Annotated in this window: 13 protein-coding genes; 10 read left to right on the forward strand and 3 right to left on the reverse strand. The window is 65.4% G+C overall.

Annotated elements, in window-relative coordinates; genetic code table 11:
* Positions 1-100 precede the first annotated feature (100 nt).
* Positions 101-1888, reverse strand: coding sequence for a peptide ABC transporter substrate-binding protein (locus AC0L2J_RS30235; RefSeq protein ID WP_473395437.1), 1788 nt, complete (start codon positions 1886-1888; stop codon positions 101-103).
* 388 nt (positions 1889-2276) lie between these two features.
* On the opposite strand from AC0L2J_RS30235, the gene AC0L2J_RS30240 reads away from it, so the two are divergent.
* The 10 genes from AC0L2J_RS30240 (at position 2277) to AC0L2J_RS30285 (ending at position 13589) form a co-directional block, all read left to right on the forward strand.
* Entirely contained in the window at positions 2277-2936 is a 660-nt protein-coding gene (locus AC0L2J_RS30240; protein WP_473395443.1) for a MetQ/NlpA family ABC transporter substrate-binding protein, read from the forward strand.
* Between the two features lie 136 nt (positions 2937-3072).
* Positions 3073-4107 (forward strand): putative FMN-dependent luciferase-like monooxygenase, encoded by a 1035-nt coding sequence (locus AC0L2J_RS30245; RefSeq protein WP_473395438.1) that lies wholly within the window; start codon positions 3073-3075, stop codon positions 4105-4107.
* Between the two features lie 37 nt (positions 4108-4144).
* Complete coding sequence (locus AC0L2J_RS30250) at positions 4145-4771, forward strand: CMD domain protein (RefSeq protein ID WP_473395444.1); 627 nt, start codon at positions 4145-4147, stop codon at positions 4769-4771.
* 12 nt (positions 4772-4783) lie between these two features.
* The gene (locus AC0L2J_RS30255) at positions 4784-5368 is read left to right on the forward strand and encodes an alkylhydroperoxidase domain protein (protein ID WP_007613993.1); all 585 of its coding nucleotides are present in this window, start codon (positions 4784-4786) and stop codon (positions 5366-5368) included.
* Between the two features lie 61 nt (positions 5369-5429).
* Positions 5430-6587 carry an ABC transporter substrate-binding protein gene (locus AC0L2J_RS30260; protein ID WP_063996834.1) on the forward strand — a complete coding sequence of 386 codons (1158 nt, stop codon included), beginning with the start codon at positions 5430-5432 and terminating at the stop codon, positions 6585-6587.
* 13 nt (positions 6588-6600) lie between these two features.
* Entirely contained in the window at positions 6601-8424 is a 1824-nt protein-coding gene (locus AC0L2J_RS30265) for an ABC transporter permease (protein WP_473395440.1), read from the forward strand.
* Positions 8424-9257, forward strand: coding sequence for an ABC transporter ATP-binding protein (locus tag AC0L2J_RS30270; protein ID WP_063995050.1), 834 nt, complete (start codon positions 8424-8426; stop codon positions 9255-9257). The genes AC0L2J_RS30265 and AC0L2J_RS30270 overlap by 1 nt, the downstream gene beginning before the upstream one ends.
* Complete coding sequence (locus AC0L2J_RS30275) at positions 9254-9994, forward strand: ABC transporter ATP-binding protein (protein ID WP_473395441.1); 741 nt, start codon at positions 9254-9256, stop codon at positions 9992-9994. The genes AC0L2J_RS30270 and AC0L2J_RS30275 overlap by 4 nt, the downstream gene beginning before the upstream one ends.
* Before the next feature lie 270 nt (positions 9995-10264).
* Positions 10265-11296: a HoxN/HupN/NixA family nickel/cobalt transporter gene (locus tag AC0L2J_RS30280; RefSeq protein ID WP_007613981.1), complete on the forward strand. Its 1032-nt coding sequence runs from the start codon at positions 10265-10267 to the stop codon at positions 11294-11296.
* A complete protein-coding gene (locus AC0L2J_RS30285; protein WP_473395442.1) occupies positions 11277-13589 on the forward strand; it encodes a TonB-dependent receptor in 2313 nt (770 codons plus the stop codon). The genes AC0L2J_RS30280 and AC0L2J_RS30285 overlap by 20 nt, the downstream gene beginning before the upstream one ends.
* On the opposite strand, the gene AC0L2J_RS30290 is transcribed toward AC0L2J_RS30285, so the two are convergent.
* Complete coding sequence (locus AC0L2J_RS30290) at positions 13586-15097, reverse strand: ATP-binding protein (RefSeq protein ID WP_007613978.1); 1512 nt, start codon at positions 15095-15097, stop codon at positions 13586-13588. The genes AC0L2J_RS30285 and AC0L2J_RS30290 overlap by 4 nt on opposite strands.
* A 283-nt stretch (positions 15098-15380) precedes the next feature.
* Positions 15381-16445 (reverse strand): ketopantoate reductase family protein, encoded by a 1065-nt coding sequence (locus tag AC0L2J_RS30295; RefSeq protein ID WP_007595931.1) that lies wholly within the window; start codon positions 16443-16445, stop codon positions 15381-15383.
* Between the last annotated feature and the right edge of the window lie 450 nt (positions 16446-16895).

Below are 16895 nucleotides of genomic sequence, written 5' to 3' on the forward strand. Positions count from 1 at the left end.
GGCTGAGAAGCGCCGACACGGCGTCAAACCTCGACCGTCAATTCGCCGGCGGGGATTGAATTGGCAAGGATTGAACTGGCAAGCACTGAGATGGAAGGCGTCAGCTGCGGTACCAACTCGCCAGATTCCAGGTCGTGACGTCCCATCCCGACATGTCGACCATGAGGTTGTTGACCCCCGCGTTGACGATGTTGCGGGATAGAAGCGGCAGGAACACGTTGGCCTCGCAAAAAGTCTCGTCCACCTTGATCAGCAACGCGGCGCGCTTGACCGGATCCAGTTCGTTCTGTGCAGCCTTGTAGGCCTTGTCGGCCTCGGGATTGGACCAGCGCGAGACGTTGCGGCCGAGCCATTTGTTGTCCTTGTTGGAGATCTCCCAGGAGACGCACTGGTTCAGGAAGCGCTCCGGGTCGGGCTGCGGCTGCGTGGTGTTGTACATCTCCATGTCCGCATAGAACTTCGAGTAGGTGTCGGGATTGCCGACGTCGGACGAGAAGAATACCGATGCCGTGACCGCCTTGATCTCGATCTCGATGCCGGCTTTCTGGCAGGCCTGCTTGATGATGGCCTGCGTCTTCTGACGCGGCGCATTGGTCGAGGTCTGGAAGACGAATTTGAGCTTCTTGCCGTCCTTTTCGCGAATGCCGTCCGCGCCCTTGGCCCAGCCGGCTTCATCCAGGACCTTGTTGGCCTTGTCGATGTCGAACTCGAATTTCAGCTTCGGCGACTTGAACTGTTTGGGTGCGTTGACGAAGCTCGCGGTGGCGGCGCCGCCGCGCCCGTAGATGAACTTCTGGATCGACTCGCGGTCGATCAGCAGGTTGATCGCGCGACGAACGGCGGGATCAGACAGCGTCGGGTGCTTGGTCTTGGGGCTGGAGCGCTCGCCGTCCACCTCGGTCCACGGGTCCGTCGTGTTGAGGATGATGAACTCGACGTTGCCTGACGGCGTGACGTCGAGCTTGCCCTTGCCGCTGGCCTCCATGCGCTTGAGGACCTCCTCCTCCACCTGCATGTTCCATGCAAAGTCATATTCGCCGGTCTGCAGCACGGCGCGCGCCGCGGACACCGCATCGCCGCCGCCCTTGATTTCGAGCGTGTCGAAATGCGGCTGGTTCTTGACGTGATAGTCGGGATTGCGTTCGGCTCGGATCAGGTCCCCGGGCTTGAACTCGACGAATTTGTAGGGACCGGTGCCGACCGGCTTCAGATTGCCGGGCGCCTCGCGCGACTTCGCGCCGACATAGTCGCCGAAATGATGTCTGGGCAGGATCGGACCGACCGAACCGACGAAGGGGTCGGCCCAGAATGGGGTCGGGGCCTTGAAAAGTACCTTGACGGTGTAGTCGTCGACCTTCTCGACCTTGATGTCCTTGTATGAACCGGTGGTGTACGCCGCCGTGGCGAGATCCGAGGCGTATTGCCAGGTGAAAATGACGTCGTCGGCGGTGAAGGGCTTGCCGTCGTGCCATCTCACGCCCTGCTTCAGTTTCCAGGTCACGCTCAGGCCGTCCGGCGAAAGGCCGCCGTTCTGCTTGGACGGAGCCTCGGCCGCAAGGCAGGGGACGAGGTTGCCGTCCTTGTCCCAGCCGGCGAGCGGCTCGAAGAAGACGCGCGAGGCGATCTGGTCCTTGGTGCCGAGCGCGAAATGCGGATTGAGCAGCGTCGGCGCCTGCCAGAGCAGGATCTTGAGCGGGCCGCCGCCCCCGGCCTTGGTCGGCTTGTAAGGCAGGGTGGCATCCGCCATCGCCACGTCGTTCCAGACCAGGATCTGGCTCGCGACCGGCGCTGCGATCCCGATCGCAGCCATCGTCTGCATGAACGAGCGTCGCGATAGCGTGCCTTGCTTCACCTGCGCGATGGACTTGCGGATTTCGTTCTCGTTCATCGGATGATCCCCACTTTACAGACTTGTCGTCACTGGCCAGGCCCATCATGTTTCATCGAGGGCGAGGCGGCAATGCCGACAGGGTCAGAAAACCCTGCGGCGAAATGACGAATGTGCGGAGGTTTGAAGCCGGGATGGAGCCGAGCGCAAACCAGGATAGGTCCTGCCGCGCAGGCGGCGCCCCGGATTACGCTTCGCTCCATCGGGCTAGGACAACGATCCGTGCTGTTTTGCCGTGATGCGCCTCACGCTTGCGCAGGTGCCTTCGTTCCCCACATGCGGACGAACGGAGAAGCGTCGTCCGCGCCAGGAGACCAATATGGATTTCCATTTCATTGATTTCGCGCTGCGGAGAAGCGAATACGGTGCCAATCATTTCCGCCGAGTCATGGAGACCAAGATGTCGTTTCGCCTCCCCCTGATCCTTGCGACCGTGCTCGCCGCCTGGTCGGCCGCCGCTTCAGGCGAGACCATCAAAATCGGCGTGACGCCGGGGCCGCAGGCCCAGATCTTCGAGGCCGTGAAGCCGATCGCCGCCAAGCAGGGTCTCGACATCCAGCTCATCGAATTCTCCGACTACGTCGTGCCGAACGCCGCGCTGGATGTCGGCGAGATCCAGGCCAATTCGTTCCAGAATCAGCCCTATCTGGGCAACCAGAAGGCGGACCGCGTGTTGCTGCTGCTGCGCGACAAGGGTGCGATCAAGCTGAAGGACGGCACGGGCTTCAAGCCGACGGTGCTCGATATCACCGAGAATCCCAAGAAGCTGAAGTTCATCGAGGTCGACGCGGCCCAGGCGCCGCGCGCGCTCGACGACGTCGACGCTGCCGCGATCAACACCAATTACGCAACCCAGGCGGGTCTCGATCCTGTCAAGGACCCGATCCTGCGCGAGGACCCGAAGGGGCCCTATGTCAATCTCATCGCCGTTCGCGCCGCCGACAAGGACAGGCCCTGGGTCAAGATCCTGGTGGACAGCTACCACACGGCGGAGGTCAAGGAGTTCGTCCTGACCAAGTTCAAGGGCGCGGTGCTGCCGAGCTGGTAGGCAATCTGCCCAACCAAAGTTCAGCTCGGGACGATCCCGGCGGGCAGGCTTGCGTATGAGCCCTGCGCAATGCCCGCTTGTCTGGAGCTGCGGCAACCGACATCATCGGGATCCATCCTCGTCCGACAGGGGTCGTATGAAACGCTTAGCAAACCTGAAACGCCTGGGTTTTTTCACGCGGCTGCTCGACGAGGCCCCGCCCGCCGACCGATATCGCTTCGCGGCTGAGCAGATCGTGCGCGCCGAGAAGGCGGGCCTCGATTCCGCGTGGATTGCGCAGCACCATTTCCACGAGCGCGAGGGTGGCCTGCCGTCGCCCTTCACCTTTCTCGGTTACGTCGCAGCCCAAACCTCGCGCATCCGGCTCGGCACCGGCATCGTCACCTTGCCGCTTGAGAATGCGGTACGCGTGGCTGAGGACGCCGCGGTGCTCGATCTGCTCTGCAACGGTCGCTTCGAGCTCGGTGTCGGCACCGGCGGCAATCCCTCGGCCTTTGCCGCCTTTGGCCTCGACAGCGCCCAGCGCAACGAGATCTTTGCGCGCAATCTGGAGATCGTCCGCACCGCGCTGGTGGGCAAGCCGCTCGACGGTGGCGACACGCTCTATCCGCAGCGGCCGCAATTGGACAACCGGATCTGGCAGGCGACGTTCTCTGTGGCGGGCGGCGCGCGTGCCGGCAAGGCGGGCGATGGCCTGTTGCTGTCGCGCACCCAGCCTCGGACCAAGGAGGCGCCGAAGGCAACGCTGGCCGAGATTCAGAATCCGGTGATCGATGCCTATCTCGAAGCGCTGCCGCCGGGACGGGAGCCCCGCATCATGGCTTCGCGCACCGTCTTCGTCGCCGACGACCGCACTGAGGCGATGCGCCTTGCCGATATCGGGCTGCGGCGCGCGCTGCCCCAATTCCTCAAGGGCGGCCACGCCAAGCCGGGCGAGACGCTCGAGGAGATGATCGCGGCGTTCGACACCCATGTCGGAGCGGCCGACGACGTCATCGCTTCGCTCCGCGCCGACGCCACGCTGGAGCGGGTGACCGATCTCGTCTTCCAGGCGCATTCGGTCGATGCCCCGCATCCCCATATCCTGCGCTCGATCGAGCTGGTCGCGGAGAAGGTTGCGCCGGCGCTGGGCTGGGCGCGGACCGCACCCGACGTGGCACTGGCGGGTTAGTCGGAATGAACGGAATTGCGTGGCACGAGTCTCAATGATGGGTACCAAGGATATCATCGATACGCTCGCCGGGATCGAACCGGGTTCGGCGCTCGATACCATTCGCGGGCGCCGCCTGCAGGCGCGCGACAATGCGCAGAAGAGCTATCTCTCGCTGTTCGAGCCGGTGGACGCCGGCGATGTCTCGCTGATGGAGCGCGCCGCGGTCGCGCTCTTCGTGATCGGTCTTCACCGCGAGCCCACGATGGCCGGCTTCTATCGGGCGAAGTTAGCTGCGACCGCCGATGGCGCGCGCCTGGTCGAGGCGGTCGAGGCCGAAATCGCGCGCGGCGAGACCTCGGGCCCCTACGGCGCGTTTCCAGCTGGTCCCCTGTCGGTCGAAAGCAAGGCCGGCCTGATCTATCGCGTCAGCGCGGAGCGCAAGCCCGATCTCGGGGACCGGCTCGCTGCGGCTTTCGAACATGCGCATCTGCTGGTGTTCCGCCCGCGCGATGCGGCTGCAGCAGACATGAAGGCTCTGCTCGCCGCCGGCTGGTCGAACACCGGCATCGTCACGTTCTCTCAGCTCGTTGCGTTCCTGTCGTTCCAGGTGCGCGTCGTCACCGGACTGCGCGTGCTCGGTGCCTCGCTCGGGCGCACCGCGAACGCCGCGGCCGGCGCGTAAGGAGGCTGCATCATGAGCGCTGTAAACAATGTCAATCCGCCCGTCGTCTTCACCCAGGATGAACTGGGCTGGGTGTCGTGGATCGATCCGCTGCCCGAAGCCGAGCTGACCGAGCGGCATTTCGCCGGCCTCGTCGATCGGTCCCGTTCCAAGTCCGAGTATTTCCGCCTGCTGGTGCGCGATCCCGAGGTGCTGGAGGCCCGCACCAAGACCGACAAGGACATCTTCTACAACGTTGCCGACGGCCTGCCGCGCGCCGAGCGCGAGCTCGCGGCGGCTGCGACCTCGCGCTACAACGGCTGCATCTACTGCGCCTCCGTGCATGCGCGTTTCGCCAGCACCTATTCCAAGCGCCGCGACGATGTGCAGCGGCTGCTCGACGACGGCGTCGGCGCTGATCTCGGCGAGCGCTGGAATGCGGTCGTCAAGGCGTCGGTGGCGCTGGCTGCGACGCCGATCGCGTTCGGCCCCGACAATATCGATGAGCTGCGCCGCGCCGGTCTCGACGATGCGGAGATCGTCGACGTCATCAACGGCGCGTCTTTCTTCAACTGGGCGAACCGGCTGATGCTGTCGCTCGGCGAGCCCTCGAAATAGGCCAATCTCATCGGCATGGAAATTGCTGGTTGTTTCAACACCTGACAGGATGGAGCCATCCATGAGCAACATCGATCGTCGTACCCTGGTCAAGGGCTCGCTGGCTGCCATGATGGCGGGAGCAGCTTTCTCGCGCGCCGCGGTTGCGCAATCGTCCGAGCCGATTTTGCTGGGCGTCAGCGGCCCCCTCACAGGGCCGAACGCGCAATATGGCACGCAATGGAAGCAGGGCTTCGATCTCGCGCTCGACGAGATCCAGGCTGCGGGCGGCATCAACGGCCGCAAGCTCGCCTATAGTTTCGAGGACAGCCAGAGCGACCCGCGCCAGTCGGTGGCGATCGCTCAGAAGTTCGTCTCCGATCCCAGGATCGTCATGGAGCTTGGCGACTTCTCCAGCCCCGCCTCGATGGCGGCCTCGCCGATCTATCAGCGCGGCGGGCTGGTGCAATTCGGATTCACCAATTCGCATCCCGATTTCACCAAGGGCGGCGACTTCATGTGGAGCACCTCGGTCAGCCAGGCTGACGAGCAGCCGCTGCTGGCGGCCTATGCCGTGAAGCGTCTCGGGTTGAAGAAGCTCGCCGTGCTGCACCTCAACACCGATTGGGGCCGCACCAGCCGCGACTATTTCGTCAGGGCCGCGAAGGAGAACGGCGCCGAAATCGCCGTCACCGAAGGCTACATCGCGGAGGAGCGCGACTTCCGCTCCACGCTGGTGCGGGTCCGCGATGCCAATCCGGACGGGCTGATCCTGATCTCCTATTATTCCGACGGTGCGCTGATCGCGCGCCAGGCGCGCCAGGTCGGGCTGAAGCAGGTGATCTGCGCCGCGAGCTCGGTCTACTCGCCGAAATTCCTGGAGCTCGGCGGCGAGGCCGTCGAGGACGTCCATGTCGGCACGCGCTACTTCCCGGAAGACCCGCGCCCCGAGGTGCAGAAATTCATCGCGGGCTTCAAGAAGAAATACAACGGGGTGGAGCCCGACGCATTCAACGCCTACGCCTATGACGCGATGAACATGGCGGCTGCCGTGGTGAAGATCGGCGGCACCGACCGGCGCACGATCCGCGACGCCTTCACGAAAGTGAAGGACGTCTCGAGCGTGATCTTCGGCAAAGCGACGTTCGACGTCGAGAGCCGGCGCGTCAAGGGCGCCATGAACGCCGAGCTCGTCGTGCGCAAGGGCCAGTTCGCGCTCTGGGACGGCAAGCCGACCTGAGGGGATCTCCTGCGTGTCTTCCTGGCTCGACTACACGATCAACGGGCTGATCGTCGGTAACGTCTACGCCCTCGTTGCGGTCGGGCTCGCGCTGATCTTCGGCGTCAGCCGGCTCATCAACTTTGCGCAAGGCTCGATCTACCTCGTCGGCGCCTATATCGGCTGGGTCGCGGTGGTGCAGCTGCATACGCCGCTCCCGCTCACCATCATCCTGGTCGCGGTGGCGGCGGCGCTGGTCGGCCTGATCATCGAACGGTTCGGCCTGCGTCCGCTGCAGAACTCGGTGCGCATCGCACCGCTGCTGGCAACCATCGGCATCAGCTTCGTGCTCGATCAGCTCGTGATGCTGACTTTCTCGCCCAATCCGCGCGCATTGCCAAGCCAGTTGCCGGATGTCCGCTTCCAGATCGGCGGCGGCACGATCGGCCCGCTCGATCTGCTCATCGCTGGCGTCGGCGTCACCAGCGCGCTGCTGCTGTTCGTGTTCTTGCGCTACAGCAAGCTTGGCTGGGCCATCCGCGCCACGGCCCAGGATCGCGACGCCGCGATGCAGATGGGCGTCGACGTCAATCGCGTCAATCAGGCGGTGTTTGGCATTGCGGCTGCGCTCGGCGGCGTCTCCGGCCTTCTGGTCGGCATGTACTACAACCAGATCGACACCGCGATGAGCCTGCAGGCGACGCTCAAGGGTGTCGTCGCCGAAGTCGTCGGTGGTGCCGGCAACGTGCCGGGTGCGGTGATCGGAAGCCTGCTGCTCGGACTGGTCGAGAGCTACGGTGTCGCCGTGTTCGGCACCAGCTACCGCAATCTGTTCGCCTTCCTGCTGCTGGTCGTGGTGCTCGTGCTGCGCCCGAACGGCCTGTTCGCCAGCGCACGGCAGGCGCCGCCCGAGCCGCTCACCGGCACTTTCATCGCGCCGAGCCGCCCGGTGCGCATTCCGCGATGGGCTCTGCTGATCGCTGCCGCCGTGTTCGCGATCCTGCCGCTGCTCCCGGTGTCCTTCTACGTGCTCCAGACCCTGATCAACGCCTGGCTGCTCGGCATGCTCGCGCTGAGCCTCACCCTGGTTGCAGGCACGATCGGCCAGGTCTCGCTGGGACACGCCGCGCTGCTCGCGATCGGTGCCTACACCTCCGCGCTGCTGTCGCTCACGTTCGCCGTCCCGGTCGGCCTTGCCATCATCGCTGGCGGCTTGATGAGCGCTGCGCTGGGCACGGCGCTGATCTCCCCGTCGTTCCGGCTGCGCGGGCACTATGTCTCGATCGCGACGCTCGCGATCGGCGAGATCGTCTCGCTGGTGATCCTGAACTGGGAGAGCGTCACGCGCGGGCCGATCGGCATCTCCGGCATCCCGCCGCTGTCGCTGGCTGGCTATGAGCTGGTCAGCCCGGTTTCGATCTACTGGTTCAGCTTCATCGTGATGGTCGTGCTGGCGCTGCTGCAGGGACGCCTGCTCGGCTCGCATCTCGGCCGCAGTTTTCGCGCCATCCGCGACGACGACATCGCCGCGCGAGCCTATGGCCTCAGCCTGAACCGCTACAAATCGCTGGCGTTCATCTTCGGCGGCTTTTCCGCCGGCGTCAGCGGCGGCATCGCCGCGCATCTCTATTCCTACATCAACCACGAGACCTTCAACACGCAGCAATCCATCCTGGCGCTGACCGTCGTGATCCTCGGCGGGCTCGGCAATGTCGTCGGGGCGATTCTCGGGGCGGTCGCGCTGGTCGGTCTGCCGGAAGTGTTCCGCATCGCGGCGGAGTACCGCATCCTGATCTACGGCATCGTGCTGCTGCTGCTGGTGCGGTTCAGGCCGCAGGGCCTGCTGGGGACGATGTGATGAGCACGACCATGCTGTCCCTGCGCGGGCTGACGCGGCGCTTCGGCGGCCTCACCGCCGTCGACGCCATCGATCTCGATCTCGCCAAAGGCGAGCTGATCAGCATCATCGGCCCGAACGGAGCCGGCAAGACGACGTTGTTCAATCTCGTGACCGGGCTTGACCTGCCGGACGCCGGTACGGTTCGCTTCGAAGGTCAGGACATCACGGGTCTCTCGCCGGAACGGCTCGCCGCCGAAGGCATCGCGCGCACGTTCCAGCTCGGCCGTGTCTTCGGCAATCTCAGCGTCATGGACAACGTGTTGATCGGTGCCCACACGCGGCTGCGTGCCGTCAAGCCGGCCGTGCCGCTGATCGGCCCGCTGCTGGAATTGGGGTTGGCGTTGCTGCGCCCCGCCAGCGTCAAGGCCGAGGAGGAGCGGCTGCGCGAGGACGTGAAGGTCATTCTCGCGCGCTTCGGCGAACGGCTGCTGCCGCGCATCGACCAGCCGGCCTACAGCCTGTCCTACGCCAATCGCCGCCGCGTCGAGATTGCGCGTGCGCTCGCGCTGAAGCCGCGCCTGCTGCTGCTCGACGAGCCGACCGCCGGCATGAACCCCACCGAAACCACGGAGATGCAGGGGCTCGTCGCCGAGCTGAAAGCCGAAGGGCTGACGATCTTGCTGATCGAGCACAAGCTCGAAATGGTGATGCGCCTCTCCGATCGCGTCATCGTCATGGACGAGGGCAAGAAGATCGCGGAAGGCCCGGGCGAAGCGGTGCGCGGCGATCCCAAGGTGATCGAGGCCTATCTCGGCCACGGCCTGACGACGAAGCAGGAGAGCGCGGCATGACGAACCCGCCTCCCGATGCGCTGCTCGCGCTCACCGACGTCAATACCTTCTATGGTCAGGCCCAGGTGCATTTCGACCTGTCGATATCAGTTCCGCGCGGCCACATCGTCTGCCTCCTCGGCGGCAACGCCAGCGGCAAATCGACGACGATGAAGATCATTTTAGGTCTCGTGAAGCCGCGTTCCGGTGACGTGACTTTCGACGGCGCTTCGCTGATCGGGCTGACCACGCCGCAGATCGTCCGCCGCGGCATCGCCTCGGTGCCGGAGGCGCGGCGTCTGTTCGCGGACATGAGCGTGCGCGAGAACATCCTGATGGGCGCCTTCGTGCGCGACGACCGCGAGGCGATCGCGCAGGATCTCGACAAGATGCTGACGCTGTTCCCGAAGCTCGGCCAGCGGCTGTCGCAGCGCGCCGGCTCGCTCTCCGGCGGCGAGCAGCAGATGGTCGCGATGGCGCGCGCGCTGATGAGCCGTCCAAGGATGATCGTGATGGACGAGCCGACCATGGGCCTGTCGCCGCTTTATGTCGACCGCGTGCTGGAGCTGATCCGCGCCATCAACCAGGAGGGCGTCTCGGTCTTCATGGTCGAGCAGAACGCCAGCCTCGCGCTCGAGATCGCGCACGAGGCCTATGTGCTGCAGACCGGCAAGATCGTTCTCTCCGGCTCCGCCCGCGCGCTGAAGGACGATCCCCGCATCCGCGACGCCTATCTCGGCGGCTCCGAGGCGGCCTAACTCGATGTCGGCCTTATGGTTCGAGACGCCCGCCGTTGGCGGGCTCCTCACCATGAGGGCATCTCGCAGCGAAACAAGACCTCATCCTGAGGAGCCCGCGCAGCGGGCGTCTCGAAGGATGGACACAAGCATTCCTGCAAAGCGGCTTCCCGGGATTGCACTGGTCAGTATGACCATCTTATGAAAAGATCATACCGCTCGTGCGATAGGCGTGCAGTGGACAGAATGATTGTCGTGACGAAATTATCTTTGCGGGCGGTCGAGCCCCGAATGGTGCTGCTGTTCGGCGGGTTGATCGCGGCCAACATCGCGGCGTGGGCCTGGGCCTTCGCGGCGTTCGGTGACCGGCCGACGGTGATGGCGACCGCGCTGCTCGCCTGGGTGTTCGGCCTGCGCCATGCCGTCGATGCCGACCACATCGCCGCCATCGACAATGTCGTGCGCAAGCAGATGCAGGCAGGCGGCGCGCCGCGCAGTGTCGGTCTCTATTTCGCGCTCGGCCATTCCACAATCGTCGTGGTCGCGACCATGCTGCTCGCGCTCGGCGTCGTGAGCCTCGGTGGCGACAGCCTGCTCAAGGAGATCGGCGGCTTCATCGGCACGTCGGTCTCGGCGCTGTTCCTGCTGGTGATCGCGGCCATCAATCTCGTCATCTTTGCCGGCTTGTGGCGGACGTTTCGCGCGGCACGGGAGCAGGGCATTCACGATGCGGAGGGCCTCGATGCCCTGCTTGCCAATCGCGGCGTCCTCGCCCGGCTGCTCGGCCCGATGTTCCGCCTGGTGACAAAACCCTGGCACATGTATCCGCTCGGTTTCCTTTTCGGGCTCGGCTTCGACACCGCAACCGAGATCGGCCTGCTCAGCATCTCCGCCGGCGAAGCCGCGCGCGGCGCTTCGTTTGCCGATGTTCTCGTTTTCCCCGCGCTGTTCGCGTCGGGCATGGCGTTGGTCGACACCGCCGACTCCGCACTGATGGTGAGCGCCTATCGCTGGGCCTTCGTCGATCCGCTGCGAAAGCTCTGGTACAACCTCACGATCACAGGGGCTTCCGTGGCGGTGGCGCTGTTGATCGGCGGAATCGAGGCGCTCGGGCTGATCGCGGACCGGCTCGGCCTGTCCGGCGGCGTGTGGGCACTGGTCGATGCGCTCAACGACTCGCTCGCCAATGTCGGTTTCGCCGTGATCGCGCTGTTCGCGATCGCATGGCTCGTCTCGGTCGTGCTCTATCGGCGCATGTTTGCGCTGGGCGGCGGCGCCGCGCCAAAAGTCCTGAAATGCGCCGATGCCCCCGAGGCGGTCTGAGCCCGGTCGACGCTGCGGAGCGCTGACGGCATTTTCCGCCTTGGTGCTGCTCGCAGGTGGCGGTGACGCCTTCGCGCAGAACACAGGCGCCTCGCGTGAGCTGCCGCCGGTCCAAGTCAGCGGCGGCGACACGAAACCTCGCAAGAAGCCGGCCGTGGCGCGACGCGCCAGCGAGCCGGTCCAGTCCGGCGGCCGCATCGTTGTTGATTCCACAGCGATACAAGCGGCGGATGCGGGCGGTATCGCCTCCGGCGTCAAGGGCCCGCCCGGCATGGCGAGCGAAATCACCGTCTCCGGCGAGGACATCAACGCGCGCTCTTTCACACGGCCGGGCGAGGCGCTCGAAGCCGTGCCGGGGCTGATCGTGACCCAGCATTCGGGCGAGGGCAAAGCCAACCAGTATTTTCTGCGCGGCTACAATCTCGACCACGGCACCGATCTCGCGATCGCCGTCGACGACGTGCCCGTCAACATGCGCACCCACGCGCATGGCCAGGGCTATGCGGACCTGAACTGGCTGATCCCGGAGACCATTGCCGCGATGGACGTGCGCAAGGGGCCGTACTTCGCCGACGAGGGCGATTTCGCCTCCGTTGGCAGCGTGCACATCGGCCTGATCGACCGCACCAAGGGCCTCGCCCAGGTCACCGCCGGCAGCTTTGGTTATCGCCGCCTTGTCGGCATGGACTCCGCGAAGGTCGGGGACGGCTCGCTGCTCGTCGCCGGCGAGATCGGCACCTATAATGGACCGTGGGACAATCCGGACAATGTCCGCAAGCTCAACGGCCTCGTACGCTACAGCCAGGGCACCGCGACGGATGGCGTATCGGTCACCGGCATGGCCTATGCGAACAAATGGAATTCGACCGACCAGGTGCCGCAGCGCGCGATCGCGCGTGGCCTGCTCGACCGGTTCGGCTCGGAAGATCCAAGCGACGGCGGCAGCACCAATCGCTTCGCGCTCTCCGCCCGCATCGCGCAGAGCGACGATGTGGGGTCCTGGAAAGCCAACGCCTATGTGGTGAAGAGCCAGCTCGACCTCTTCAACAACTTCACCTACTTCCTTGGCGATCCCGTGCTTGGCGACCAATTCCGTCAGCACGACGACCGCCTGATGGCCGGCGCCAACATCGCGCGCACGCTGAACGGCTCGTTTGCGGGGCTGCCGATGCAGACGACCATCGGCCTGCAATCGCGCCATGATTCGATCGATCTGGCGCTGACCAACAATTCTCGGCGCGGCTTCGTCTCCAACGTTCGCAGCGACAAGGTCGGCGAAGGCAGCGTCGGTGTCTACGCCGAAAACACCGTGCGCTGGACCGATTGGCTCCGGACCACTGTCGGCTTGCGCGGCGACTACTACGCTGCCGATGTCGCCTCGCTGTTCAATTCGAACAATTCCGGCCGTGCCGACGCCGCGCTGGGCAGCCCGAAATTCAGGCTGGTCCTCGGTCCGTTCAATCAGACGGAATTCTTCCTCGCCGCGGGCTACGGCATGCACTCGAACGACGCCCGCGGCGCCACTACGATCGAAGACCCCGGTGATCCCAGCGCGAGACTTTCGCCGTCGCCCCTGCTGGTGCGCACCAGGGGCGCGGAGGTCGGCGTTCGCAGCAGGACCGTTCCAGGCCTCGACACCTCGGTCAGCCTCTTCATCCTCGATCAGGAGTCCGAGATCCTGTTTTCCGGCGATGCCGGCGACACCTCGGCGACCCGCGCCAGCCGTCGCTACGGCTTTGAATGGACCAACCATTATCGCCCGCGATCATGGATCGATATCGATGCCGATCTTGCGATGACGCATGCGCGCTTCCGCGGCACTGACAGCGACCAGGCGGACGTCTACGCCTCGCTCGCCGGCTACCCGGAGGCGCAGGCCGGCAACGCGCCCGGCAATTACATCCCCAGCGCGCCCGCGATGGTGGCAACGGCCGGCATCACGCTCGGCGAAAAGACCGGGTGGTTCGGGGGCTTGCGCTGGCGCTATCTGGCGTCGAGCCCACTGACGGAAGACAATGCGTTCCGCTCATCCGCGACCAGCGTCTTCAACGGACGCCTCGGCTATCGCATCGACAATGCCTGGCGCCTTCAGCTCGACGTGCTCAATCTCTTCAACACGCAGGCGAACCAGATCACCTACGCCTATGGGTCGCTGCTGAAAACCGATACGCTCTACGCCCTCTGTACCTCTGGCACCGCGCCCGCCGCGGTCTGCCAGAACGGCGTGATGGACACCGTGCTGCACCCGGTCGAGCCGCTGACGTTCCGCGTGACCATGGTGGGGGCGTTCTAGGCCGACGCCGCGCTCGCGACCTGCTCCGCCGGCAGATCGTCGGCATTGGGATCGCCCGGCGCGGTGGCCCAGGCCAATTCCACCAGCGTCACGAACCTGCGGCCGGCGCCGTCGAGCTGGCAGACGATCAGGCCCTGCTCTTCCATGTAGCCGAGCAGGCGCTGCGCCCGGCGCAGCGAATGCGAGCCGTAGGCGCGTGCGATGGCGGCGTCGCCGGGACACGGCCAGCCTTCTTTCGCCGCGCGCGCGATCATCATGAACACACCCTGCATGTCGTCGGGCAGGATCGAGGCGCGCAGCGACACCTCCTGCCAGGCGTCGTCCTCGGCATGCTCGGCGCCGAGCCCGGCGCGTGCGCGTGTCAGCATGCGGCGGAATTCGGTGAGATCGGGCACCGCCGAGCCGAGCCCCTCGATGCGGCAGCGAACCACGAACTCCTGGTACAACACGCCGACCGCGCGGAAACCGGCGTCGGGCGCGGCGAGCACGGCACGAAGGGTCCGATCCACGCGTTCGCGCCGTTCGGCGAGCTCTTCGGCACTGGTCGGGACCTCGATCATTTCGGGGCCGATCTCCGGTGCCGCAGCCTTGGCGGCGCGGAGTTGCTCGAGCAGATCCGGCGCGGGCCGGCGCTGCGGCCGGCTGGCATCGGGCGGCGGCGCGGCCAGGATCACGGCGCGCATATTTTCGAGTGCGGCTTCAGGCATCGGCATCAGCCGCGGGGTGGAATTGCGCGGCTGGGTTTCGGTCGCACCGATATTCAAACGCAGGGGGCGTCGCGACAGTGCGGGGCCGAGCGCCATGAATTGTCCGCGTTCGAGATCGCGAAAGGATTCGGCCTGCCGCCGCTCCATGCCGAGCAGGTCGGCGGCGCGCGCCATGTCGATGTCGAGGAAGGTGCGGCCCATCAGGAAGTTGGACGCTTCGGCCGCGACGTTCTTGGCGAGCTTTGCCAGCCGCTGGGTCGCGATGATCCCGGCAAGCCCGCGCTTGCGGCCGCGGCACATCAGATTTGTCATCGCGCCGAGTGACAATTTTCGCGCTTCGTCCGAGACTTCGCCCGCGACCGCAGGCGCAAACAGCTGCGCCTCGTCGACGACCACCAGCATCGGGTACCAATGGTCGCGGTCCACGTCGAACAGCCCGCCAAGGAAGGCCGCGGCGCGGCGCATCTGGTTCTCGGCGTCGAGCCCCTCGAGATTGAGCACGGTGGAGACGCGATGCAACCGCGCGCGCTCGCCGGCGACCTGAAGACCGCGCTCGGTGTGATCCTCGGCCTCGATCACGAGATGGCCGAAATGCTCCGCCAGGGACACGAAATCACCTTCAGGATCGATGATCGCTTGCTGCACCCAGGGGGCGCTCTGTTCCAGCAGCCGCCGCAGCAAATGCGATTTGCCGGAGCCCGAATTGCCCTGCACCAGGAGGCGGGTCGCCAGCAGTTCCTCGAGGTCCATGGCCGCCGCGGCGCCCGCCGTGGTCTGCCCCATCTCGATCGCAACCGTCATGCCCGACTCAAGTCCCATCATTCGCGGACTGGGGCTTAACAACCCGGTCGCGGCGCGTCGAGCACCATGGCGAAAATCATGCGTTGTTGCCCACGGCGGAGTTCAGGCGTGATTCGATTGCCGTAGAAGTGCGGGCCGATAGGGGGCTTGCGGATCGTCGTCCTGGGGTATCGCTTGCGGCAGTTCCCCCGCTGGTGTGCGAAATCGCCATTGCGCGGTGCGCTCGGCATGCGCCCAGTCAATGATGGGTGCGCGAAGTCCGGCAAAGGGGGATCGCGGCCCGCTACAGCGCGCCCGATCCGCCCTGCACGATCTTCTCGTTGAGCTTCAGGTCCACGGTCTCGACCGTGCGGTCGATCTCTGCATTGGGCGCGCCGAGCTGATGCGAGATCAGCTTGACCAGCAGGTCCACGCGCTCGATGAAGGGCGCGCCGCCGGCCACCGCGCGTGCGGCCGATGACGGCTTCAGCAGGCTCTCGGCGGCCTTGGCGTATTTCGCGAACGGCACCTGGTCCTGCGGATCGGCGCCGAGACGCCGGGCGATGGCGTCGACATGCTCGTAGATCGTTTGCGAGCGCGCGAGATCACCGTGCACGGCATCGCGGATCGACTGCGGCTCGTGCGGCGTGATGCAGCGGTAGTTGCCGGTCAGCAGCATCGACCATTTCGCCAGCGGCACGAACAGAGAATCGAACACCTTCAGCTTCACCGGCACGTCGTGACCGTCGAGGGTCACCGCGTCGATGTCGGCTTCGAGCTCGCGCAGCACCTTGTTGTGCTTCTCGTCCGCGAACACCGATGCCTTGAAATTCGTGGGCAGGCCGACGTGGAGCACGTTCGCAGCCTCTTCCGGCGGACGGAACGCCTGCGGGTCGGGCGAGCACAGGGTCACCAGCCCGGGCTCGAAGCGCTCCCACACCTGCGCATTGGTGTAGGCCTCTTCGAGATCCATGTCTGCGAGCGAGGGGATCCGCTTCAGATAGGGCAGCGGCGGCATGTTCATGATCGACAGGCACGGCAACTTCGCCGCCGCGATCCTGACCATGAGAACGCGTACCGTGTGGTTGGTGTATTGCGGCTCCTGCATCGCAAGGCCGACCATGTCGTAACGCGACAAATCCACATTGGCGGGTGTCACGGCGTCGAGCTTGCCGGGCAGGTCGCGCGAGAAGATGGCGCGGTGAACCGCCTCGTCACGCAACTTGATGCGCACCTCGGTACCCTCGCGGTTGATCAGCTCCGCGGTCTTGGCGCGGCAGACCAGGGTCACGTTGTGCCCCGCCATCAGCAGCTTCGTGCCCAGCAGGGAACCGTAGGAAGCCCCGAGAATCAGGATGTTACGCGCCATGTCTCGTCCCTTTGACGATTTGTGTGATGAGCCCGGCCATCATCCGCGGGCGAGTTTGGCGGGCATGTAAGGCAAAGTGCGTGAGGATGGCAACTGGTATAATGGATGCAAGGGCTGGGCGAATATGACATGGCCCGATGGAGCGCAGCGCGATCCCGGGCGGCTCGCGCGGCATTCGGCACCTTCCCGGATTACGCTTGCGCTCCATCCGGCTATGCGACCGCCTCTGTGTCGCCCCCTGTCAATCCGCGCACGCAAAAATATTCCGCTTTACCGAAATTCGGTTTTGTCGTATGTGTCGGTTATCCCGGCTCATCCTTGAGGGGCGATCTCGTTGTCGTCTTGATTGCGAGCCGGGCTTGCGGTGGACGCAGCAGCGTCGGCATGAGAGGTGCGGGCAGGGCGGGTAGTCCCTGTGAGCCCGCGGCCACATGCGGACGAGCGGCGCTG

Source organism: Bradyrhizobium sp. MV1.5, from assembly GCF_055807615.1.

What these genes read in the sequence shown, in the direction of transcription:
- AC0L2J_RS30295 (WP_007595931.1), bottom strand. Translation starts at nt 16,445, where the DNA reads ATGGCGCGTAACATCCTGATTCTCGGGGCTTCCTACGGTTCCCTGCTG.
- AC0L2J_RS30255 (WP_007613993.1), top strand. Translation starts at nt 4,784, where the DNA reads ATGAGCGCTGTAAACAATGTCAATCCGCCCGTCGTCTTCACCCAGGAT.
- AC0L2J_RS30235 (WP_473395437.1), bottom strand. Translation starts at nt 1,888, where the DNA reads ATGAACGAGAACGAAATCCGCAAGTCCATCGCGCAGGTGAAGCAAGGC.
- AC0L2J_RS30260 (WP_063996834.1), top strand. Translation starts at nt 5,430, where the DNA reads ATGAGCAACATCGATCGTCGTACCCTGGTCAAGGGCTCGCTGGCTGCC.
- AC0L2J_RS30270 (WP_063995050.1), top strand. Translation starts at nt 8,424, where the DNA reads ATGAGCACGACCATGCTGTCCCTGCGCGGGCTGACGCGGCGCTTCGGC.
- AC0L2J_RS30290 (WP_007613978.1), bottom strand. Translation starts at nt 15,097, where the DNA reads ATGACGGTTGCGATCGAGATGGGGCAGACCACGGCGGGCGCCGCGGCG.
- AC0L2J_RS30240 (WP_473395443.1), top strand. Translation starts at nt 2,277, where the DNA reads ATGGAGACCAAGATGTCGTTTCGCCTCCCCCTGATCCTTGCGACCGTG.
- AC0L2J_RS30245 (WP_473395438.1), top strand. Translation starts at nt 3,073, where the DNA reads ATGAAACGCTTAGCAAACCTGAAACGCCTGGGTTTTTTCACGCGGCTG.
- AC0L2J_RS30275 (WP_473395441.1), top strand. Translation starts at nt 9,254, where the DNA reads ATGACGAACCCGCCTCCCGATGCGCTGCTCGCGCTCACCGACGTCAAT.
- AC0L2J_RS30285 (WP_473395442.1), top strand. Translation starts at nt 11,277, where the DNA reads ATGCCCCCGAGGCGGTCTGAGCCCGGTCGACGCTGCGGAGCGCTGACG.
- AC0L2J_RS30280 (WP_007613981.1), top strand. Translation starts at nt 10,265, where the DNA reads ATGGTGCTGCTGTTCGGCGGGTTGATCGCGGCCAACATCGCGGCGTGG.
- AC0L2J_RS30250 (WP_473395444.1), top strand. Translation starts at nt 4,145, where the DNA reads ATGGGTACCAAGGATATCATCGATACGCTCGCCGGGATCGAACCGGGT.